The sequence below is a fragment of the Pseudomonas sp. 18058 genome, from assembly GCF_902706155.1.
Classification (GTDB): domain Bacteria; phylum Pseudomonadota; class Gammaproteobacteria; order Pseudomonadales; family Pseudomonadaceae; genus Aquipseudomonas; species Aquipseudomonas rustica.
In genome coordinates this window covers 20,421-41,125 of the sequence record NZ_CACSJY010000039.1, presented here as the reverse complement: position 1 = coordinate 41,125, position 20,705 = coordinate 20,421, and the positions used below count along the sequence as shown (strand labels likewise).

General features: G+C 60.3%; 17 protein-coding genes. 12 read left to right on the top strand and 5 right to left on the bottom strand.

The window, feature by feature from the left end; genetic code table 11:
• Positions 1 to 48: 48 nt before the first annotated feature.
• The 4 genes from rsmA to GVL50_RS19920 are packed head-to-tail and all read right to left on the bottom strand — an operon-like array spanning position 49 to position 5,948.
• On the bottom strand, positions 49 to 867 hold the full coding sequence (gene rsmA / locus GVL50_RS19935) for a 16S rRNA (adenine(1518)-N(6)/adenine(1519)-N(6))-dimethyltransferase RsmA (protein WP_053124397.1): 819 nt from the start codon (positions 865 to 867) through the stop codon (positions 49 to 51).
• A complete protein-coding gene (pdxA, locus tag GVL50_RS19930; protein ID WP_159814853.1) occupies positions 864 to 1,853 on the bottom strand; it encodes a 4-hydroxythreonine-4-phosphate dehydrogenase PdxA in 990 nt (329 codons plus the stop codon). The genes rsmA and pdxA overlap by 4 nt, the downstream gene beginning before the upstream one ends.
• The gene (gene surA / locus GVL50_RS19925) at positions 1,850 to 3,166 is read right to left on the bottom strand and encodes a peptidylprolyl isomerase SurA (protein WP_159814852.1); all 1,317 of its coding nucleotides are present in this window, start codon (positions 3,164 to 3,166) and stop codon (positions 1,850 to 1,852) included. The genes pdxA and surA overlap by 4 nt, the downstream gene beginning before the upstream one ends.
• The gene (locus tag GVL50_RS19920; protein WP_159814851.1) at positions 3,147 to 5,948 is read right to left on the bottom strand and encodes an LPS-assembly protein LptD; all 2,802 of its coding nucleotides are present in this window, start codon (positions 5,946 to 5,948) and stop codon (positions 3,147 to 3,149) included. Before GVL50_RS19920 ends, surA begins: the two co-directional genes overlap by 20 nt.
• Positions 5,949 to 6,078: 130 nt before the next feature.
• Here GVL50_RS19920 and GVL50_RS19915 point away from each other — a divergent pair, with 130 nt between their 5' ends.
• Genes GVL50_RS19915 through GVL50_RS19905 form a run of 3 tightly spaced genes read left to right on the top strand, consistent with a single transcriptional unit; the run spans position 6,079 to position 8,535 of the window.
• Positions 6,079 to 7,098, top strand: a complete 1,020-nt coding sequence (locus tag GVL50_RS19915) for an aminoglycoside phosphotransferase family protein (RefSeq protein ID WP_159814850.1) — start codon at positions 6,079 to 6,081, stop codon at positions 7,096 to 7,098.
• Entirely contained in the window at positions 7,095 to 7,766 is a 672-nt protein-coding gene (gene murU, locus GVL50_RS19910; protein WP_159814849.1) for an N-acetylmuramate alpha-1-phosphate uridylyltransferase MurU, read from the top strand. The genes GVL50_RS19915 and murU overlap by 4 nt, the downstream gene beginning before the upstream one ends.
• 1 nt (position 7,767) lies before the next feature.
• The gene (locus GVL50_RS19905) at positions 7,768 to 8,535 is read left to right on the top strand and encodes a TerB family tellurite resistance protein (RefSeq protein WP_159814848.1); all 768 of its coding nucleotides are present in this window, start codon (positions 7,768 to 7,770) and stop codon (positions 8,533 to 8,535) included.
• 100 nt (positions 8,536 to 8,635) lie between these two features.
• Here the strand turns inward: GVL50_RS19905 and GVL50_RS19900 are convergent, their stop codons facing one another.
• Positions 8,636 to 9,625, bottom strand: coding sequence for an alpha/beta hydrolase family protein (locus GVL50_RS19900; protein ID WP_159814847.1), 990 nt, complete (start codon positions 9,623 to 9,625; stop codon positions 8,636 to 8,638).
• A 74-nt stretch (positions 9,626 to 9,699) separates the two neighbouring features.
• Between GVL50_RS19900 and GVL50_RS19895 the strand changes: the two genes are divergently transcribed.
• The 9 genes from GVL50_RS19895 (at position 9,700) to GVL50_RS19855 (ending at position 20,639) form a co-directional block, all read left to right on the top strand.
• Positions 9,700 to 12,096 (top strand): PAS domain S-box protein, encoded by a 2,397-nt coding sequence (locus GVL50_RS19895; protein ID WP_159814846.1) that lies wholly within the window; start codon positions 9,700 to 9,702, stop codon positions 12,094 to 12,096.
• A gap of 123 nt (positions 12,097 to 12,219) precedes the next feature.
• Positions 12,220 to 12,849 carry a response regulator transcription factor gene (locus tag GVL50_RS19890; protein WP_008085218.1) on the top strand — a complete coding sequence of 210 codons (630 nt, stop codon included), beginning with the start codon at positions 12,220 to 12,222 and terminating at the stop codon, positions 12,847 to 12,849.
• Between the two features lie 354 nt (positions 12,850 to 13,203).
• Positions 13,204 to 14,328, top strand: coding sequence for an ABC transporter ATP-binding protein (locus tag GVL50_RS19885; RefSeq protein WP_159814845.1), 1,125 nt, complete (start codon positions 13,204 to 13,206; stop codon positions 14,326 to 14,328).
• Positions 14,329 to 14,376: 48 nt separating this feature from the next.
• The gene (locus GVL50_RS19880; RefSeq protein ID WP_159814844.1) at positions 14,377 to 15,420 is read left to right on the top strand and encodes an ABC transporter substrate-binding protein; all 1,044 of its coding nucleotides are present in this window, start codon (positions 14,377 to 14,379) and stop codon (positions 15,418 to 15,420) included.
• Positions 15,421 to 15,618: 198 nt separating this feature from the next.
• Positions 15,619 to 16,866 (top strand): ABC transporter permease, encoded by a 1,248-nt coding sequence (locus GVL50_RS19875; RefSeq protein WP_159814843.1) that lies wholly within the window; start codon positions 15,619 to 15,621, stop codon positions 16,864 to 16,866.
• A 12-nt stretch (positions 16,867 to 16,878) separates the two neighbouring features.
• Positions 16,879 to 17,703: an ABC transporter permease gene (locus GVL50_RS19870; RefSeq protein WP_008084123.1), complete on the top strand. Its 825-nt coding sequence runs from the start codon at positions 16,879 to 16,881 to the stop codon at positions 17,701 to 17,703.
• A gap of 218 nt (positions 17,704 to 17,921) precedes the next feature.
• Positions 17,922 to 19,070, top strand: a complete 1,149-nt coding sequence (locus tag GVL50_RS19865) for an iron-containing alcohol dehydrogenase (protein WP_053124374.1) — start codon at positions 17,922 to 17,924, stop codon at positions 19,068 to 19,070.
• A gap of 79 nt (positions 19,071 to 19,149) precedes the next feature.
• On the top strand, positions 19,150 to 19,824 hold the full coding sequence (gene rpe, locus GVL50_RS19860) for a ribulose-phosphate 3-epimerase (protein ID WP_007918813.1): 675 nt from the start codon (positions 19,150 to 19,152) through the stop codon (positions 19,822 to 19,824).
• Positions 19,821 to 20,639, top strand: a complete 819-nt coding sequence (locus GVL50_RS19855; protein ID WP_159814842.1) for a phosphoglycolate phosphatase — start codon at positions 19,821 to 19,823, stop codon at positions 20,637 to 20,639. Before rpe ends, GVL50_RS19855 begins: the two co-directional genes overlap by 4 nt.
• Positions 20,640 to 20,705: the final 66 nt, after the last annotated feature.

Genomic DNA, 20,705 nt, shown 5'->3' with positions numbered 1-20,705 from the left:
CGGGCAGTAAACCAGAGTGGCGTCCTGCCCGATAGCGTTCATCGTATGTCAGTCGGCGGCGGGGGAGGCCGGGACTTGTACTGCGAGCTGATCGGCCAGGCGCACGAATGCGGCCAGATCCAGTTGTTCCGGACGCAGGCTGCCATCAACGCCAGCGGCTTCGATCTCGGCATTGCTGAGCAATTGTTTGAGGGTGTTGCGCAGAGTCTTGCGACGCTGGTTGAAGGCTTCGCGCACAACGCGCTCCAGCAACTTGTGATCCTTGGCCGGGTGCGGCAGCACGGCATGCGGCACCAGACGAACGATCGCCGAATCAACTTTTGGCGGCGGGTTGAACGCGCCCGGGCCAACGTTGAACAGATGTTCGACGCGGCAGTGGTACTGAACCATGATCGACAGACGACCCCAGTCACCGCCGCCCGGGCCTGCGGCCAGCCGCTCGACCACTTCTTTCTGCAGCATGAAGTGCATGTCGCGAATGATGCCGGCGTTATTCAGCAGGTGAAAAATCAGCGGCGTCGAGATGTTGTACGGCAGGTTGCCGACCACACGCAGGCTGTTTGGCGCGGCGTTGAGCGTGTTGAAGTCGAACTTCAGCGCATCGCCCTGGTGCAGGTTGAAATTGCTCTTGCCGGCGAACTGCTGATTGAGGATCGGGATCAGATCCTTGTCCAGTTCCACCACGTCGAGCTGCCCGCCGGAGTTCAGCAGGCCGGCAGTCAGTGCGCCTTGGCCCGGGCCGATTTCCAGCAAGCGATCGTCAGGCTTGGCGCTGATGGAGCGCAGGATGCGGTCGATAACGCCGGCATCGTGCAGGAAGTTCTGGCCAAAGCGTTTGCGCGCCTTGTGTTGGTATTGCTCGGTCATAAACGGGTCTCGGCCATCTGGTAGGCGGTTTCCAGGGCGACTTGCAGGCTGCCGGTGTCGATCTTGCCGCTGCCGGCCAGATCCAGGGCAGTGCCGTGGTCGACCGATGTGCGGATGATCGGCAGGCCCAGGGTCACGTTGACGGCAGCGCCGAAGCCTTTGTACTTAAGCACAGGCAGGCCTTGGTCGTGGTACATCGCCAGCACTGCGTCGCAGTGCTCCAGATATTTGGGGGTAAACAGAGTGTCGGCAGGCAGCGGGCCACGAAGGTCCATGCCCTCGCCGCGCAGGCGCTCTAATGTCGGTTCAATGATGTCGATTTCTTCATGGCCCAGGTGTCCGCCTTCACCAGCGTGCGGGTTGAGTCCGCACACCAGAATGCGTGGCTGGGCGATGCCGAATTTGTTTTGCAGATCGCTGTGCAGAATTCGCGTGACCCGTTCCAGCCGTTCCGGCGTGATCGCATCGGCAATCTCGCGCAGGGGCAGGTGAGTGGTGACCAGTGCCACGCGCAAACCGCGTGTCGCCAGCATCATCACTACTTGAGCGGTATGGGTCAGGTCAGCCAGAAACTCTGTGTGACCGGAGAACGCGATGCCCGATTCGTTGATCACGCCTTTGTGTACCGGCGCGGTGATCATCCCGGCGAAATCGCCGTTCAGGCAGCCGTTGCCGGCTCGGGTCAGGGTTTCAAGGACGAAAGCAGCGTTGGCCTTGTCCAGTTGCCCGGCCACCACGGGGGCGCTGAGCGGAGTATCCCAGACGTACAGGCTGTTGGCGGGCGCCGGGGCGTCCGGCCAGTGATTCGGGCCGACATCCAGCAAGTTGACGGCCAGCCCCAGCTGCGCGGCTCGCTCATTGAGCAGGTCGCGGCTGGTGATGGCAATCAGGGGATGTGGCTGGGCTTGCGAGGCGAGCAGCAGGCACAGGTCGGGACCGATGCCGGCTGGTTCGCCGGGTGTCAGCGCGAAACGCTGGGGTTTCACTGCGCTGCCTGGTCTGCACCAGGGAGTTTGATCTCTACGTACGCTTCGTCACGGATCTGACGCAACCAGGTTTGCAGCTCTTCGTCGTATTTGCGGTTACGCAGTACGGTCATGGCTTGCTGCTCGCGGGCCTGTTCGGTGCTGTCAGTGGCGCGACGGCCAAGGACTTCCAGAACGTGCCAGCCGTATTGGGTCTGGAATGGCTTGGACAGCTGACCTTGTGGGGTCTTGGCCATCACTTCGCGGAATTCCGGCACCAGTGCGCCCGGATCGATCCAGTTCAGGTCGCCGCCGTTGAGGGCAGAACCCGGGTCTTCGGAGTAGCTTTTCGCCAGTTCAGCGAAGTCTTCGCCAGCCAGAATGCGGTCATACAGCGACTGCACCAGGGCTTGGGTTTTGGCTTCGTCGCGAATCGGGCTTGGCTTCACCAGAATATGGCGCACATGCACTTCGTCTCGCATCTGGGTCTCGCCACCACGCTTGGCCAGCAGCTTGAGGATGATGAAACCACCCGGTGTGCGCGCTGGTTGAGTGATGTCGCCTACGGCCATGCTGCTCAGCTCGCGGTCGAACGGAGGTGGCAATTGAGCAGCTTTACGCCAGCCCATGTCGCCGCCTTCCAATGCGTTGTCGCTGGCGGATTTGGCTACAGCCAATTGACCGAAGTCGGCGCCTTGCTTGAGTTGCTGGTAAACATCCATGGCCTGACGGGCAGCGTTCTGAATTGCTTCAGAGTTAGCGCTTTCCGGGGTTGGAATCAGGATATTGGCCAGGTGCAGTTCTTCGGACAGCTGCATTTTGCCCAGATCGGAAGCGAGGAAGTTTTTCACTTCCTGCTCGGAGACCTGGATGCGTTCTGCCACACGACGCTGACGCACACGGCTGATGACCATTTCACGGCGGATCTGATCACGAGCGTCGTCGTAAGACAGACCGTCGTGAGCCAGAGCGGCGCGGAATTGATCCACAGTCATGTTGTTGCGTTGTGCAATGGTGCCGACAGCCTGGTTCAGCTCTTCATCGGTGATGCGGATACCGGAACGTTCGCCGATCTGCAGTTGCAGGTTTTCGACGATCAGGCGCTCAAGCACCTGTTGATCCAGTACGCCCGGAGGCGGCTGGCCGCCTCCACGCTTGGCGATGGTCTGCTGAACTTCGTGGACACGCTGATCCAGTTGGCTCTGCATGACCACGTCGTTGTCGACGATCGCGACCACTTTATCGATGGACTGAACGGCGGCGTTACCCGCCGTACTCAGGAACAGCGCGCCCAGCATCAGCGGGCGCAGACAATCAGAAAGCTTGGTCTTCACGTTGACGATAACCTTGGATGCCTTTGTCGAGGAAACTCTCAGCCTTGGCGCCAGTCAGGCCGCCCAGTCCCTTCAGAACAATTTGGAGGAAGACGCCGTGGTCGCCTTTTTCGTTTTCTGGAGCCTCTTGACTGAACTCGTCATAAGACACCCAGTAACGGTTGATCAGGCGCAGTTTCCAGCAGCAGTTGTCATATTCGAAACCACCGAAGGCTTCCAGCGTACGGTTGCGGTTGTAGTCGTACTGCCAGCGGCTGATAGCGCTCCACTGCGGAACGATCGGCCAGATGACCGAGAAATCATGCTGCTGGATCTTGTAGTAGTCCTTCACGTAGCCAGGCTGCCCCGGAGTACCGTAATCGCCGCCGCCCACAGTCCATTTACCGGTGTTCTGGTCGAAACGAACCTGGTCATTACGGTAGCGATAGCCAAGGTTGACGATCTTGTTCGGATTGTCTTCAGGCTGGTAGTGGAACATCGCACTGCCGGAGCGTGGGCTGCGGCTGTCCGGATCCCAGTTGTAATCGGCAGTGGTGCGCCAATCGCGGTTCCAGCGGTATTCATATTCCAGTGCGTATGGCGAAACGTTGGACTTTGCATCATCACGGTCAGCAAAGTTGATGCCTGGCAACTGAACCTTGCGATCCTTGAAGTACAGGGCCTGGCCGATGCTGACGCGTTGACGCTCGAAGCCGTCGTCTTCAATCCAGCGACTGGTCACGCCTAGCGACAGTTTGTTCTCGTCGCCGACACGGTCGGAACCGGAGAAGCGGTTGTCACGGAACAGCGACGCATAGTTGAAGGTGTATTCGCTGGTATCGAATACCGGAATATCTTCCTGATCTTTCTCTGGTACGTAGAGGTAGTACAGGCGCGGTTCCAGAGTCTGATTGTAATTCTTGCCAAAGTAGGAAGTCTTACGATCGAAATACAGGCCGCTGTCGATGCTGGCGATTGGCACACCACGGTTTTGATTGCTGTCGAACGTGCCGTTCAGTTTGTCCTGCTCAGCATTTTGCGCGGCAATTTGCGATTTGCCGGTGTTGTCCAGATCAAGTTGATACTGGGTGTACTGGTACTTCAGCGATGGCTTCACGAAGCCATAGGTCCAGTTCATCGGCAGGCTGATGCCAGGCTTCAGGTTCAAACGGTCGCCGTTTGCGCGAGCCAGGCCTTGAATGTTGTTATCCAGTCGAGGCTGCGGGTCTGAGCCATCCTTGTCCGTATAAGTGCCATTCAGAAGATCCCGATCAAAACGAACCAGCTCGGTTTCGTAATCGAAGTTCAAGCCTTCAGGATGAACCGGCAACTGACCATTGAAAGTGATCTGCGGCAGACGATCATACGGTGTGGTGTTCGCCACGGTCGCCAGTTGATAAGCCTGGGCATTCAAACGCGCCGTGTAGCTGTCGCCACGATAAGTGACCGAACCCTGCTGGTTCACGTAGTCGGCACTTTTCACGCCGATCTGATCGGTTTCCAGATCCTGGAAGTAGTACGGATCGCTGATCTTGGTGTAGTCGACTTGCGTGAAGACGCGCGAGTCCAGGCCACCTTTGTGTTGCCAGTTGTACATGTAACGGGTCGACTTGGAGTCGGTCTGCTTGTCGCGATCGTCATCCTCGTCGTTGAGGTACGCCGCGCCGAACTGACCTTCGCTCGACTTGGTCAGGTAGCGGAATTCGCCCTCGACCAGCATGCCGCGCTTGCTCATGTAACGCGGGTACAACGTGGCATCGTAGTTCGGCGCCAGGTTGAAGTAGTACGGAGTAACCAGCATAAAGCCGGTATCGGTGCCTGTGCCGATGGTCGGCGGCAGGAAGCCGGATTGACGACGGTCGTCGATCGGGAAGTAAATGTACGGGGTGTACAGGATCGGAATGTCCTTGACCCGCAGTGTCACGTTGGTCGCGGTACCGAAACCGGTGGCCGGGTTCAAGGTGATGTTGTTGCCCTTGAGCTGCCAGGCGTTGCTGTTCGGTTCGCACGTGGTGTACGTGCCGTCCTTCAAGCGGATGATCGCGTTCTCTGCACGCTTGGCGTACAGCGCGCTGCCACGGATACGCGATTTGTGCATCACGTATTCGGCGTTGTCGACCTTGGCTTCACCGGTGTCGAGTTGCACATCGGCGTGGTCGCCGACGATCAGCGCGCCGTTGTCGCGAATACGCACACCGCCGTTGAGTTCGGCGCGGCTCTCGGCCTGGTACAGGCTCGCCTCGTCGGATTCAACCTGCATGCTGCCCTGACGCAAGACGACATCACCGGCCAACGTACCGACTTGATCATCGGTGTTATAGCGCGAGGCTTTTGCGCCGATAAAGGTAGGCGCGTCGCTTTTGTTCGTCTTGTCATTCATGCCAGGACGAGGCGGCTCGATGTAAGCACCGGAGCAGTACGGGCCGGTTTCGGCCAATTGGGCAGCGGTCAGCTTCTCGCGCGGAACCCAGTCGAGGTGACTGTAGTCTTCGCTACGGGCTTTCAGGCCGCGGCCTTTGGCTTCGGTGACGAGTGCTGTTTTAGGGCCGGTGTCGGCGGTCGAACCGTTTCCGGTCGCAGCGTCGCCGGCAGCGCTGACGGCACTGCCGTCATGCACTGGGCGCGGAGGCAATGCAGCCGCCGTCGCCTTGGGCGCACAGGCCCAACCACCCGTTGCCGAGACGGAGCAGTCATACTGCTCGGCGGCAACAACGAATTGACTGGCCAGAGGTTGCATAGCCAGCAGACTGCCGGTTACCAACAACGGAAATTTTTTACGAAACGCGGGGGATTTCAATGCCATCTTATTAGTCCGGGCTTCCTGCGTGCCATCTGCCCGCGGTGTGGGCCGCACGCCTCTCGATGGTCTGAAAAAGATGCTGGATAATAAAGCATGACCCGCTTGACGGCTAGCGCCGTCGGAGACCCTTGCAATGCCTGACCAAGATGTACGCTTGCAACACCTGAAAGTTTGGCTCGATGAACAGCTGGCAATCCTCTTTGCAGATCAGGGTTGGGGCGCTGTGCCCCCGGCCACGTTGACTGCGGCCAGCAGCGACGCGAGTTTCCGCCGTTACTTCCGTTGGGAAGGCGAGGGCAAAAGCTTTGTCGTCATGGACGCTCCGCCGCCCCAGGAAAACTGCAAACCGTTCGTGGATATCGCTTTTTTGCTGGCGAAATCCGGAATTAATGTGCCGAAAATTTATGCAGAAGACCTCGAACGCGGTTTTCTTTTGCTCAATGACCTGGGTAACAAGACCTATCTCGACGTGATCGATAGCGAAAATGCCGACGCATTATTCAGCGATGCCCTGCAAGCACTGCTGGCATTTCAGCAACTGCCGATGGTCGCGCCGCTGCCGAGTTACGACGTCGCCTTGCTGCGCCGTGAGCTGGAACTGTTTCCCGAGTGGTACGTGAAACGTGAACTCGGCGTCGAATTCGATTCGGCCCAGCAACAGCAGTGGCAGCAGATCAGCGATCTGTTGATCGACAGCGCCCTGGCTCAGCCGAAAGTGTTGGTGCACCGCGACTACATGCCGCGCAACCTGATGCTCAGCGAGCCGAATCCCGGCGTGCTGGATTTTCAGGACGCGGTCTACGGCCCGGTCACTTACGACGTCACCTGTCTGTTCAAGGACGCCTTCCTCAGCTGGCCTGAAGAACGTGTGCGCGGCTGGCTGGAAAATTACTGGCAGCAAGCCTCGGCACTGAATATCCCGGTGCAGTCGAACTTCGAAGACTTCCTGCGCGCGAGCGACCTGATGGGCGTGCAGCGTCACCTGAAAGTCATCGGCATCTTCGCGCGCATCTGTCATCGCGATGGCAAGCCGCGTTACCTGGCCGACGTGCCGCGTTTCTTCTCCTATATAGAAGCAGTGATCGCGCGTCGCCCGGAACTGGCCGAGTTGCAAGCGCTGTTCACCAGCCTGCGGGGTGGAGCCACAGCATGAAGGCAATGATTCTGGCGGCAGGCAAAGGCGAGCGCATGCGTCCGCTGACCCTGACCACTCCTAAACCGCTGGTGCGCGCCGGCGGCGTGCCCTTGATCGAATATCACCTGCGCGCCCTCGCGGCCGCCGGTTTCAACGAGATCGTGATCAACCACGCCTGGCTCGGTCAGCAGATCGAGGATTACCTCGGTGACGGCTCGCAGTTCGGCCTGAGCATCCAGTACTCGCCGGAAGGTGAGCCGCTGGAAACCGGCGGCGGGATTTTCCGCGCGCTGCCGTTGCTCGGTGACGATGCGTTTCTGGTGGTCAACGGTGATATCTGGACGGATTACGACTTCAGCGTGCTGCACCAGCCGATTAACGGTCTGGCGCATCTGGTGCTGGCGGACAACCCGGCGCATCACCCGACTGGCGACTTTTCCTTGGTCGACGGTCAGGTGATCGACGGCCAGGCCGATGCTGCGACGTTGACCTACAGCGGTATCGCGGTACTGCATCCGCAACTGTTCGACGGTTGCACGGACGGCGCCTTCAAACTCGCGCCGCTGCTGCGTAAAGCCATGGCCGAAGGCGAAATCACTGGCGAACGCCTGAAAGGTCACTGGGTGGATGTCGGCACCCACGAGCGTCTCGCGGAAGCGGAAACATTGATAGAAGCGAGTCGCTGACATGTTGTGGCCAGGGACTCTGATTGGAGCCGGAGCGGGTTTTGCGATCGCCAGCATTCCGGGGGCCATGCTTGGGGCATTGTTGGGGCAGGCGCTGGATCGGCGTCTGCACTTGCAGAGCTGGGGGCATTTGCGCGAAAAGCTCGGCGGTCGACCGATGTTGCGCAACGACGAATTGTTGTTTGTGTTGCTCGGGCGTCTGGCCAAGAGCGATGGGCGCGTCACTGACGGGCATATCCAGCAGGCGCGCAACGAAATGCGTGCGCTGGAGATGAGTGATCCGGCAATGCGTCGGGCGATTGCCGCGTTCAATCGCGGTAAGTCCGGTAACGACAGTCTGCGCGGGTATCTGCGTCGGCTCAGCGGCCAGCCGCATGCTGCCGAAGGTGTCTTGCGCGCCTGTTGGCGGATGGTCTGGGCCGATGGTCGCTCCGGTGTCAGCGAACGTGAATTGTTGGCGCAGTGGGGTAAGTGGCTGGGCTGGACAGTGCAGCAGGTGCAGGCGCTGGCCAGTGATTACGAGCCCGGCAAACGGCCAATCGTCAGTGCGGCTGTGAGTTATCAGGAAGCGATGCGTTTGCTCGGGGTGTCGGCCAATACCGAACCGGCGCAGATCAAACGAGCGTACCGGCGGCTGTTGAGTCGGCATCACCCGGACAAGATTGCTGGCACGGGCGCGACGACGGCGCAGGTGCGTGAGGCGACCGAGCGTACGCGGGAATTGCACAATGCCTACACATTGATTCGTGAGCGGCGGGATTTTCGCTGACCGTTGAAGATCAAAAGATCGCAGCCTTCGGCAGCTCCTACCTTGGAATGCGTTTCCTGTAGGAGCTGCCGCAGGCTGCGATCTTTTGCTTTTGCTGTTATCAGTCGGTGTTCTGCGGATTCAACCAGCCGCGCACCCGGCGGACCAACTGTTCCTGCTCAGCCTTTTTATCCGGCAACGCTTGCAATGCCACCTGGCTAAACGCCGAAGTCTTCAACCGCTTGCTCGCCTGCATACGCTCCAGCGCTGCGTTGCGATCCAGCGCCTTGTCCATGTAGAAAATATCCGCCGTCGGCAACTTCAGCGTCGGTGTCAATTCCGCCAATGCCGGTTTGGCTTTGGCCGGTGTCTGCGCATCGACCATTACAAACTTCTCCACCTGCGCGGTCTGCTTCTCGCTGAGATAACGCGCCGCCCAATAAGCCCCGGTGCCATGCCCGAGCACGACAATGCTGCGCGCGCTCTGCTGTTCGGCGTAGGCAATGGCCGCGTCGATGCGGGCGAAGATGCGCTCGCCGTCAGCCTTTTCCTGTTCCTCCACGTTGTCGGCCGCAACTTGATCGGCGACCTCGGCTTCACCGCCGGCGGCCTGCTCAATCGGCTGCGCGGTGGTGGCATCCTTGCTGCCGGTTTCCGGCGCTTTCGGCGCGGCGACGGGCTCGACGACGCGCGGTGCGATGGCATCGCTTTGCAGATCGGGCAGGGTGATACTCAGGCTGCTCCATTTGGCGTCGGGCAATTTCTGCCGCAACGGGCCGATTGCTTGCGGCCAGTCAGCGGTTTCGCCGGCGCCGGGGATGATAATCACCGCGCCCTTGGGTTCGGCGGTGTTGGCGGTTTTCCACAGGGCGAGGAAGGTGTCGCTGCCGGCCTGCAACTGTTGCTGCTCTTGCGCCGGAACCGTACGGCCGAGTGCGGCGGCTTCTTCCTGACTACGCTCAAGCAGTGGCTGGCGTTCGGCGGGTTTCGCTTCGGCAGGTTTTTCCGCCGAGGCGGCGGGCGCCGGATCGGCGGCTTCGACGGAAAACGCACAAGGCAGGATCAGCGACAGGCACAATGCTGGCATTGCCAGGCGGTAGACAGAGGGCATCGGTTATTCCAGGCCAGAAATGTATCCCGGCAGCCTAATGGGTTGGTCAGAATTTGTCAGTGTATGAGACTTCAATGAAGCGATTTTGCTGCCTCTGGTTTATCGGCTGGTTGTGCTTTCCCTTGATCGCCTGGGCGGTGCCTGAGCCGGCGGCGCACGCTGCGCAATTGACGGCGGGCCAGCAACAGTGGCTGGCGCAACACAATGAACTGCGCGTCGGTCTGGTGTTGCAGGCGCCGTTTGCACAATACGACCGGCGTTTGCAGAAGCTGTCCGGAGCCAATGTCGAGTTGATGAAGTCGTTGGCCAAGGTGCTCAATGTCGAACTGAGCTGGCGCAATTTTCAAGATCTCGCGCAACTGGAAGCGGCGGTGCGCGAAGGTGAAATCGACATCGCCCCCGGTCTGATGCAAACCCCGAGCGCGCTGCGTCTCTGGCAGTTTTCCGATCCGTACATGCGCGTGCCGCAACTGGTGGTCAGCGATCAAAAAGCCAGCGGCACGATCGATCTGGAAAAACTCGACAGCCAGACCCGCGTCGCCGTGCGCATGCCCAGCGCGACTGCCGATTATCTGCGCGGCAACTATCCCCATCTCAACCTGCAAGGCGTGCCGCTGGAACGTCAGGCGTTGCAGTTGCTGCTAAGTCAGCAGGCGTCCTATGCGGTGGTCGATGAAGCGCAACTGGGGCGACTGTCGGTGGAGCCGGAATTTGCCGAACTGGTAGTGGTTGGCGATATCGGTCTACCGCAATTGTTGCGGGTTGCTTCGCGACGGGATTGGCCGGAACTGGCCGGTATCGTCCAAAGCGCTTTGCGCGCGATCCCGGCGAAAGATCTGGAGCGCCTGCACAATCAATGGCTGCAACCGAAATACCCCCGACTCTCGGAGTCGCCGGGCTTCTGGCAAAACCTCGCGCTGTTGTTTGCGGTGATGTTGCTCAGTTGCGTGGCCATCGTGTTCTGGCAGCGGCGCCAGCAGCACAGCCTCGAGCAACGCTTGCTTGCCGCTAGAGAAGACATAGCCTTGCGCGCCGCCAGCGAAGAAGCGCTGCGGCTGACGCAGTTTTCCATCGATCAAAGCACCGTCGGCATCCTCTGGGTCAACTGGGACAGCCATGTGCGCTACGCCAATCGCGCGGCGGAAAACATGCTCGGTTATCCCTCGGGCGGGTTGATCGAGCGGCCGCTGATCGACTTCGAACCGGGGCTGCACATGGATCGCTGGCTCAACCTCTGGAAGCGTGCGCGAGCCAGCGAAGAAGGGCCGTTGAGTTTTGAAACCAGTTGCGTGCGTGCTGACGGCAGTATTTTGCCAGCGGATGTGTCGCTGAGTTTTCTGCGTTTTCGCGACAGTGAATACCTGGTGGTCTACCTCACCGACGTCACCGACCGCCGTCGCGCACTGGCCGCGTTGCAGGAAAGTGAGGCGCGGCTGCAAGGCATCGCCGCCAACGTTCCGGGATTGGTGTTCCGGCTGGAGCGCGCGCCGGTGACCGGGCAGATCGACTTTGCCTACATCAGCGAGGGTAGCGAAAGTCTGGTCGGCTACGCGCCGGCCGCCATCGCCCATCGCGACATGGGCCTGCGCAGTCTGGTGCACCCGGACGACAAGGCCAGTTATCACCGCACCCAGGATCAAGCGCTGGACACCGACAGCGACTGGTCGTGGCAGGGCAGAATTGTCACGCGACAGGGCCAGCAGCGCTGGGCCGAAATCAAGGCGATCACCCGGCAATTGGAGGATGGCGCGTACGTCTGGGACGGCATCGTCTGGGACATCACCGAGAGCAAACGCATTGAACTGGAACTGGCCGATTCTCGTGAACAGCTGCGCGAACTGTCGGCGCACCTTGAAAGCGTGCGCGAAGAAGAGAAGGCGCGCATTGCCCGCGAAGTGCACGATGAATTGGGGCAGATGCTCACGGTGCTGAAACTGGAGACATCGATGTGCGAATTGGCCTACGCGCAACTCGACCCGGGCCTGAACGAACGGCTGAACAGCATGAAGCGCCTGATCGCCCAGTTATTCCAGTTGGTGCGTGATGTGGCGACGGCGCTGCGTCCACCGATTCTGGATGCCGGGATCGCGTCGGCGATCGAATGGCAGGCGCGGCGATTTGAAGCGCGGACGCAGATTCCCTGTCTGGTGCAGGTGCCGGAGAATCTGCCGGCGCTGAGTGATGCCAAGGCCATCGGGTTGTTCCGGATTTTGCAGGAAGCGCTGACCAACGTGATGCGTCATGCTCAGGCGCATACTGTGGAACTGACGCTGGCGCTGGAGGGCGATGAGTTGTGCCTGACAGTTGCCGATGATGGCGTAGGATTTGTCGCCGCTACCGGTAGGCCGACTTCGTTTGGTTTGGTCGGCATGCGCGAGCGGGTGCTGATCATGGGTGGGCGGTTGGTGCTTGAGAGTGAGCCGGGGGAGGGTACTAGCCTGAATGTTTGGGTGCCGGTGAATGAAGTCTGAGGATTTGTGGTGTTTGGGCTGACGCTTTCGCGAGCAAGCCCGCTCCCACTTTGGAATGCATTCCCCTGTGGGAGCGGGCTTGCTCGCGAATGATCTTGGCTCGGAAGTAATGAGGAGAAAAATTTGATCCGTGTACTGGTAGCCGAAGACCACACCATCGTCCGTGAGGGCATCAAGCAATTGATCGGCCTGGCCAAGGATCTGCAAGTGGTGGGCGAGGCGAGCAATGGCGAACAACTGCTGGAAACCCTGCGCCACGTACCGTGCGAAGTGGTGCTGCTCGACATCTCCATGCCCGGGGTCAATGGCTTGGAGGCAATCCCTCGGATTCGTGCACTGAACAATCCGCCGGCGATTCTGGTGCTGTCGATGCACGACGAAGCGCAGATGGCTGCTCGCGCGTTGAAGGTCGGCGCGGCCGGTTATGCGACCAAGGACAGCGATCCGGCGCTGTTGCTCACGGCGATCCGCAAGGTCGCGGCGGGTGGGCGTTACATCGATCCGGATCTGGCGGATCGGATGGTTTTTGAAGTCGGTTTGACCGATGCCAGGCCATTGCACTCTCTTCTCTCCGAGCGTGAGTTTTCAGTGTTCGAGCGCCTGGCCCAAGGCGCCAACGTCAACGACATCGCCCAGCAACTGGCGCTAAGCAGCAAAACCATCAGCACCCACAAGGCGCGGCTGATGCAGAAGCTCAACATCACCTCGCTGGCCGAACTGGTCAAATACGCGATGGAACACAAACTCCTCTAAAAATCACCGCGGTCAAAACTGTGGGAGCGGGCTTGCTCGCGAAAGCGGTGTACCAGTCGCCGAATGAGTTGAATGACCCACCGCATTCGCGAGCAAGCCCGCTCCCACAAGGGATGTGCTTTGAGGCTGGCATCTTGGGCATGTCCATTAGCGACACACGCTTTTTGCCCTTGCTTGCGGCTCGCAGCTTGTCACTCGCCACTGCCTTATCCGTTAGCGCCATCGTTGTAGGGCAATCCCTACCCCCAACCTTCCATCCGGCTGAGGCGATTCTCTCCTGCGCCCCGATTTGCGTGCCTGTCAGCAACCACTAGGCTTAATCCACAAGCAGTCATCAACAACAAAGGTGTGGGTATGAGCCAGGTCGATACAAACGCAGGGGCCAGTGATGTGCTGGTCAGCTTTCGTGGAGTGCAGAAGAGCTACGACGGCGAGAACCTGATCGTCAAAGACCTCAACCTGGATATTCGCAAAGGCGAATTTCTCACCCTGCTCGGGCCGTCCGGTTCCGGCAAGACCACCAGCCTGATGATGCTCGCCGGGTTCGAAACACCGACCGCCGGCGAAATTCTGCTGGCCGGGCGCTCGATCAACAACGTGCCGCCGCACAAGCGCGACATCGGCATGGTGTTCCAGAACTACGCGCTGTTCCCGCACATGACCGTCGCTGAAAACCTCGCATTCCCGCTGAGCGTGCGCGGCCTGAACAAGAGCGACGTCAACGACAAGGTCAAGAAAGTCCTGAGCATGGTGCAGCTCGATGCGTTCGCCTCGCGCTACCCGGCGCAGTTGTCCGGTGGTCAGCAGCAACGTGTGGCGCTGGCCCGCGCGCTGGTGTTCGAACCGCAACTGGTGCTGATGGACGAACCCCTCGGCGCCCTCGACAAACAATTGCGTGAACACATGCAGATGGAAATCAAACACCTGCACCAGCGCCTCGGTGTGACCGTGGTCTACGTGACCCACGATCAGGGTGAAGCGCTGACCATGTCTGACCGCGTCGCGGTATTTCATCAGGGCGAAATCCAGCAGATCGCTCCGCCGCGCAGCCTCTACGAAGAACCGAAAAACACCTTCGTCGCCAACTTCATCGGCGAGAACAACCGCCTCAACGGCCGCCTGCTCAGCCAGACCGGCGAGCGCTGCGTGGTCGAGTTGGGCCGTGGCGAAAAGGTCGAGGCGCTGGCGGTCAATGTCGGCCAGACCGGCGAACCGGTGACCCTGTCGATCCGTCCGGAGCGTGTCAGCCTCAACGGTTCGAGCGATCAATGCGTTAACCGCTTCTCAGGGAGGGTGGCGGAATTCATCTATCTGGGCGACCACGTCCGGGTACGCCTGGAAGTCTGCGGCAAGACCGACTTCTTCGTGAAACAACCGATTGCCGAGCTCGATCCCGCGCTCGCCGTCGGCGACGTGGTACCGCTTGGCTGGCAGGTCGAGCACGTTCGCGCGCTTGATCCGCTTTTAGAGGCGAACTGATCGCCCCGGCAATACCAACACCAACCCTGCACGTGGAGAGAACAATAAATGTTGAGATCCCTGAAGTTCACCGCCCTGACCCTGGGCCTGATGGGTGCGGCCAGCGCAATGGCCGCTGGCCCGGATTTGACCGTGGTGTCGTTTGGCGGGGCGAACAAGGCGGCGCAAGTCAAAGCCTTCTATGCACCGTGGGAAGCGGCGGGCAACGGCAAGATCGTCGCCGGCGAATACAACGGCGAAATGGCCAAGGTCAAAGCCATGGTCGACACCAAGAGCGTGTCGTGGGACCTGGTCGAAGTTGAATCGCCAGAACTGTCCCGTGGTTGCGACGAAGACATGTTCGAACAACTCGACCCGGCGCTGTTCGGCAAATCCGAAGACTACGTCAAAGGCGCGATTCAGCCGTGCGGCGTAGGTTTCTTTGTGTGGTCGACGGTGCTGGCTTACAACGCCGACAAGCTGAAAACCGCGCCGACCAGCTGGGCGGATTTCTGGGACACCAAGCAATTCCCGGGCAAACGTGGCCTGCGTAAGGGCGCCAAATACACCCTCGAATTCGCCTTGATGGCCGATGGCGTGGCGCCGAAAGACGTCTACAAAGTGCTGGCGAGCAAGGACGGTCAGGATCGTGCGTTCAAGAAGCTCGATGAGCTGAAACCGAGCATCCAGTGGTGGGAAGCCGGTGCGCAACCGCCGCAATACCTCGCTTCCGGTGACGTGGTGATGAGCTCGGCTTACAACGGTCGCATCGCTGCCGTGCAGAAAGAATCCAACCTGAAAGTGGTGTGGAACGGCGGCATCTACGACTTCGACGCCTGGGCCATCCCGAAAGGTCTGGACGCCAAGCGTGCGGAAGCGGCGAAGAAGTTCATCGCTTACTCGGTACAACCGCAGCAGCAGAAGACCTACTCGGAAAACATCGCCTACGGCCCGGCCAACACCCAAGCCGTACCGCTGCTGGCCAAGGACGTCCTGAAAGACATGCCGACCACCCCGGAAAACATCGCTAACCAGGTGCAGATCGACGTCAGCTTCTGGGCTGACAACGGCGAGCAACTCGAGCAGCGCTTCAACTCCTGGGCTGCGAAATAAGCACGTCACACGGGCCGACGGTGTACCAGATGATCGTTCCCACGCTCTGCGTGGGAATGCCGCCCGGGACGCTCCGCGTCCTCGTGTGACGCAGAGCGTCACTGGATGCGTGCCCACGCAGAGCGTGGGAACGATCAGTAGCTAAAGTTCGAGGTGGTTCGCCGCCTCTGTAACGATCAAAGATTTGCGGAGTACGTCATGGCCATCGCCGTTCCCCTGAACGAGGGCAACAGCCCCACCTTGAAGCAGAAGCTCAAGCGCGCCGAGCGGGTCAACCGCTGGAAGGCTCAAGCGCTGATTGCGCCGTTGGTGCTGTTTCTGTTGCTGGTGTTTCTGGTGCCGATCGTGGCGCTGCTCTACAAAAGCGTCGGCAACCCCGAAGTGGTCGGCGGCATGCCGCGCACCGTGGCGGCCATCGCCAGTTGGGACGGCCGTGGCCTGCCCGCTGAACCCGTCTACAAAGCCGCCAGCGAAGACCTCGCCGAAGCGCGCAAAAACCAGACGCTGGGCGATTTGTCCAAGCGCTTGAACATGGAGTTGGCCGGCTACCGCAGCCTGCTGACCAAAACCGCCCGGGCGCTGCCTTTCGCCAGCGAACCGGCCTCTTATAAAGAAGCGCTGGAAGCACTCGACGAACGTTGGGGCGATCCGGCGTATTGGCAAGCGGTCAAACGCAACACCAGCAGCATCACGCCTTATTACTTGCTGGCGTCCGTCGATCACCGCATCGACGACCTCGGCGAAATCGCCCCGGCCACCCCGGATCAGGCGATCTACCTCGACATTTTCGCCCGCACGTTCTGGATGGGCCTGGTGATCACCGTGATCTGCCTGCTGCTCGCCTATCCACTGGCCTACCTGCTGGCGAACCTGCCATCGCGGCAAAGCAATCTGCTGATGATTCTGGTGCTGCTGCCGTTCTGGACCTCGATTCTGGTGCGCGTTGCTGCGTGGATCGTGCTGCTGCAATCCGGCGGGCTGATCAACAGCGGGCTGATGGCCATGGGCATCATCGATAAACCGCTGGAACTGGTGTTCAACCGCACCGGCGTGTACATCTCGATGGTGCACATCCTGCTGCCGTTCATGATCCTGCCGATCTACAGCGTGATGAAAGGCATCTCGCCGACCTACATGCGCGCGGCGATTTCCCTCGGCTGCCACCCATTCGCCAGTTTCTGGCGGGTGTACTTCCCGCAGACCTACGCCGGTGTCGGCGCCGGTTGCCTGCTGGTGTTCATCCTCGCCATCGGCTACTACATCACCCCGGCGCTGCTCGGCAGCCCCAACGATCAAATGGTCAGCTACTTCGTCGCCTTCTATACCAACACCAGCATCAACTGGGGCATGGCCACCGCACTCGGCGGATTGTTGCTGCTGGCGACCGTGGTGCTTTATCTGATTTACAGCTGGCTGGTCGGCGCCAGTCGCCTGCGCCTGAGCTAAGGGGAATTCGAGATGCTGAGTCCTTACATGTCGCCCATTGAACGGGTGTGGTTCTACAGCCTGCGGATCCTCTGCGGCCTGATTCTGTTGTTCCTGATTCTGCCGGTGCTGGTGATTATTCCGCTGTCGTTCAATTCGGGGAGTTTTCTGGTCTACCCGCTACAAGGTTTCTCGCTGCAGTGGTACCACGACTTCTTCGCCTCGGCGGAATGGATGCGCGCGCTGAAGAACAGCATCATCGTTGCTCCGGCGGCGACGGTGCTGGCGATGATCTTCGGTACGCTGGCGGCGATCGGCCTCACTCGCGGTGACTTTCCCGGTAAAGCGCTGGTGATGGCGCTGGTGATTTCGCCGATGGTGGTGCCGGTGGTGATCATTGGTGTGGCGAGTTATCTGTTCTTTGCGCCGTTGGGGTTGGGTAACAGCTTCTTCTCGTTGATTGTGGTGCACGCGGTGTTGGGTGTGCCGTTTGTGATCATCACGGTGTCTGCGACGTTGCAAGGGTTTAACCATAATCTGGTGCGTGCGGCGGCGAGTCTCGGTGCATCACCGCTGACCGCGTTTCGTCGCGTGACCTTACCGTTGATTGCGCCGGGGGTGATTTCCGGGGCGCTGTTTGCCTTTGCGACTTCGTTTGATGAGGTGGTGGTGACGTTGTTTCTTGCGGGGCCTGAGCAGGCGACGTTGCCTCGGCAGATGTTCAGCGGGATTCGCGAGAACCTCAGCCCGACGATTGCGGCTGCTGCGACGTTGCTGATTGCGTTCTCGGTCATCCTGCTGCTGACGCTGGAATGGCTACGTGGCCGCAGCGAAAAACTGCGTACTGCTCAGGTCTAAATCCGCACGCGGTCAAAAATGTGGGAGCGGGCTTGCTCGCGAATACGGAGTGTCAGTCAACATTTTCACCGACTGGCACACCGCATTCGCGAGCAAGCCCGCTCCCACAATGGATGGTGTTGCTCTCGGGTTGGTCATTCACCACCTGAATAGCAGACAACCCCAAATCCCCAGCTAATCTTGTGCCCAGCTCCCACATCTATAAGAGGCTGCGCACGATGAGTCTGTCCCAGTTCAAAATCGCTCACAAACTGATCACCGGCGCCGCCGCCATCGAGCAACTGGCCGCCGAACTCACGCGCCTCGACATCGACAACCCGCTGATCGTCACCGACGCGGCGCTGGTCAAATCCGGCACGGTCGAGCTGGCGTTGTGCCAATTGGGCGGGCGCGAGTACGAGATTTTCGACCGCGTATTGCCAGACCCGGAAATCGCCATCGTCGAAGACTGCATGCGCGTGTACCGCGAGGGTGGGCATGACGGCTTGATCGGCCTCGGTGGCGGCAGTGCCATCGACATCGCCAAAAGCGTCGCCGCGTACGCCGGTTACCACGGTGCGCTGGAAGATCTGTTCGGCGTCGATCAGGTGCCGCGCAAAGGCCCGCCGCTGATCGCCATCCCGACTACCGCCGGCACCGGTTCCGAAGTGACCAACGTCGCCATCCTTTCGGACAAAGTCGCGCAACTGAAGAAAGGCATCGTCAGCGACTATCTATTACCCGACGTCGCGCTGGTCAGCCCGCAAATGACCCTGACCTGCCCACGCAGCGTCACCGCCGCCAGTGGCGTCGACGCATTGGTGCACGCCATCGAATCCTATCTGTCGGTCAACGCCTCGCCGATCACCGACTCACTGGCGATCGGCGCGATCAAGTTGATCGCCAAAGCTCTGCCCAAGGCCTACGCCAACGGCGCCAATCTGCAAGCCCGCGAAGACATGGCCACCGCCAGCCTGATGGCCGGCATGGCGTTCGGCAATGCCGGGGTCGGCGCGGTGCATGCGCTGGCGTATCCGCTGGGCGGGCGTTTCAACATCGCCCATGGCGTCAGCAATGCCTTGCTGCTGCCATATGTCATGACCTGGAACAAGATGGCCTGCGTCGAACGCATGCAGGATATTGCCGAAGCCATGGGCGTGAAGACTGCTCATCTGAGTGCAGCCGAGGCCGCGGACAAAGCCGTGCAGGCGATGACCGATTTGTGCGCGGCGGTGGAAATTCCCGCCGGCCTGCGCAGTTTCGGCGTCCCGGAAGAGGCGATCCCGGCCATGGCCGCAGAAGCCGCGGGGATCGAGCGCTTGATGCGCAATAACCCGCGCAAACTCAGCGCCGTCGATATCGAGAAGATTTACCGAGCGGCGTACTGATCATCGCGGTCACGGTGCGCGCAGCAATGCATGAGGCTACAATGCGCGCCATCGTGATTTAGCTCAGAAAAGGTGCGTCATGCAGCCCTTCGTAATTGCTCCGTCGATTCTCTCCGCCGACTTCGCCCGCCTCGGCGAGGAAGTGGACAATGTTCTCGCCGCTGGCGCCGACTTCGTTCACTTCGACGTCATGGACAACCACTACGTACCCAACCTGACCATCGGCCCGATGGTTTGCGCGGCGTTGCGCAAGTACGGCGTCACCGCGCCGATCGACGCGCACTTGATGGTCAGCCCGGTGGATCGCATCGTTGGCGACTTCATCGAAGCCGGCGCGACTTACATCACTTTCCACCCGGAAGCCACGCTGCACGTTGATCGCTCGCTGCAGCTGATCCGTGAAGGCGGCTGCAAATCCGGTCTGGTGTTCAACCCGGCAACCCCGCTGGACGTGCTCAAGTACGTGATCGACAAGGTCGACATGGTCTTGCTGATGAGCGTCAACCCAGGCTTCGGCGGGCAGAAATTCATTCCCGGCACCCTCGACAAACTGCGCGAAGCGCGAGCGATCATCGATGCCTCGGGCCGTGACATCCGTCTGGAAATCGACGGCGGCGTCAACGTCAACAACATCCGCGAAATCGCTGCCGCTGGCGCTGACACTTTTGTCGCCGGCTCGGCAATCTTCAACGCGCCGAACTATCAGGAAGTCATCGACAAGATGCGTTCCGAACTGGCGCTGGCGCGCCCATGAGCGGGTTTGAGCAGCTGTTCCCGGGCAAACTGCCACGGCTGGTGATGTTCGATCTGGATGGCACGCTGATCGACTCGGTTCCAGACCTGGCAGCGGCGGTGGACACCATGCTGCTCTCCCTCGGCCGCCAGCCTGCCGGCATCGAAGCGGTGCGCGAGTGGGTTGGCAACGGCGCGCCGGTTCTGGTGCGCCGTGCTTTGGCCGGTAGCATCGATCATTCGGCGGTGGATGACGTCGAGGCCGAGCACGCGCTGGAAGTGTTCATGGAGGCTTACGGCGCCAGCCATGAGCTGACCGTGGTCTATCCCGGCGTGCGCGACACCCTCAAGTGGCTGCACAAACAAGGCGTGGCCATGGCGCTGATCACCAACAAGCCCGAGCGCTTTGTCGCGCCATTGCTGGATCAGATGAAGATTGGCCGCTACTTCAAGTGGATCATCGGCGGCGATACCTTGCCGCAGAAGAAGCCTGACCCGGCGGCGCTGTTTTTCGTGATGAAAATGGCCAACATCCCGGCCTCGCAATCGTTGTTCGTCGGCGATTCGCGCAGCGATGTGCTGGCGGCGAAAGCGGCGGGGGTCAAATGCGTGGCGCTGAGTTACGGCTACAACCATGGCCGACCGATTGCCGAAGAGTCGCCGGCGCTGGTGATCGACGATCTGCGCAAGCTAATTCCCGGTTGCCTCGGTTCGGCCGCTGAGATAACGTTGCCCGACGCTTCTCAATCCAATTCTGGAAACGCCATCGTGGTGGTCACTCGCAAACTCTGGATGAAAGTCATCAAGGCCCTGGCCCGCTGGCGTTGGCGCGCCTGACTTTTTTCTGGCCGGCCTGCCGGCGCGTTTGCATACCTGACTGATAGCACCTCACACCACGAGGCA

Excerpts from the sequence above, each read along its gene's own strand:
- rsmA (WP_053124397.1), bottom strand. The coding sequence starts at position 867 with ATGACCGAGCAATACCAACACAAGGCGCGCAAACGCTTTGGCCAGAAC.
- GVL50_RS19920 (WP_159814851.1), bottom strand. The coding sequence starts at position 5,948 with ATGGCATTGAAATCCCCCGCGTTTCGTAAAAAATTTCCGTTGTTGGTA.
- GVL50_RS19915 (WP_159814850.1), top strand. The coding sequence starts at position 6,079 with ATGCCTGACCAAGATGTACGCTTGCAACACCTGAAAGTTTGGCTCGAT.
- murU (WP_159814849.1), top strand. The coding sequence starts at position 7,095 with ATGAAGGCAATGATTCTGGCGGCAGGCAAAGGCGAGCGCATGCGTCCG.
- GVL50_RS19905 (WP_159814848.1), top strand. The coding sequence starts at position 7,768 with ATGTTGTGGCCAGGGACTCTGATTGGAGCCGGAGCGGGTTTTGCGATC.
- GVL50_RS19900 (WP_159814847.1), bottom strand. The coding sequence starts at position 9,625 with ATGCCCTCTGTCTACCGCCTGGCAATGCCAGCATTGTGCCTGTCGCTG.
- GVL50_RS19895 (WP_159814846.1), top strand. The coding sequence starts at position 9,700 with ATGAAGCGATTTTGCTGCCTCTGGTTTATCGGCTGGTTGTGCTTTCCC.
- GVL50_RS19885 (WP_159814845.1), top strand. The coding sequence starts at position 13,204 with ATGAGCCAGGTCGATACAAACGCAGGGGCCAGTGATGTGCTGGTCAGC.
- GVL50_RS19880 (WP_159814844.1), top strand. The coding sequence starts at position 14,377 with ATGTTGAGATCCCTGAAGTTCACCGCCCTGACCCTGGGCCTGATGGGT.
- GVL50_RS19875 (WP_159814843.1), top strand. The coding sequence starts at position 15,619 with ATGGCCATCGCCGTTCCCCTGAACGAGGGCAACAGCCCCACCTTGAAG.
- GVL50_RS19870 (WP_008084123.1), top strand. The coding sequence starts at position 16,879 with ATGCTGAGTCCTTACATGTCGCCCATTGAACGGGTGTGGTTCTACAGC.
- GVL50_RS19865 (WP_053124374.1), top strand. The coding sequence starts at position 17,922 with ATGAGTCTGTCCCAGTTCAAAATCGCTCACAAACTGATCACCGGCGCC.
- rpe (WP_007918813.1), top strand. The coding sequence starts at position 19,150 with ATGCAGCCCTTCGTAATTGCTCCGTCGATTCTCTCCGCCGACTTCGCC.
- GVL50_RS19855 (WP_159814842.1), top strand. The coding sequence starts at position 19,821 with ATGAGCGGGTTTGAGCAGCTGTTCCCGGGCAAACTGCCACGGCTGGTG.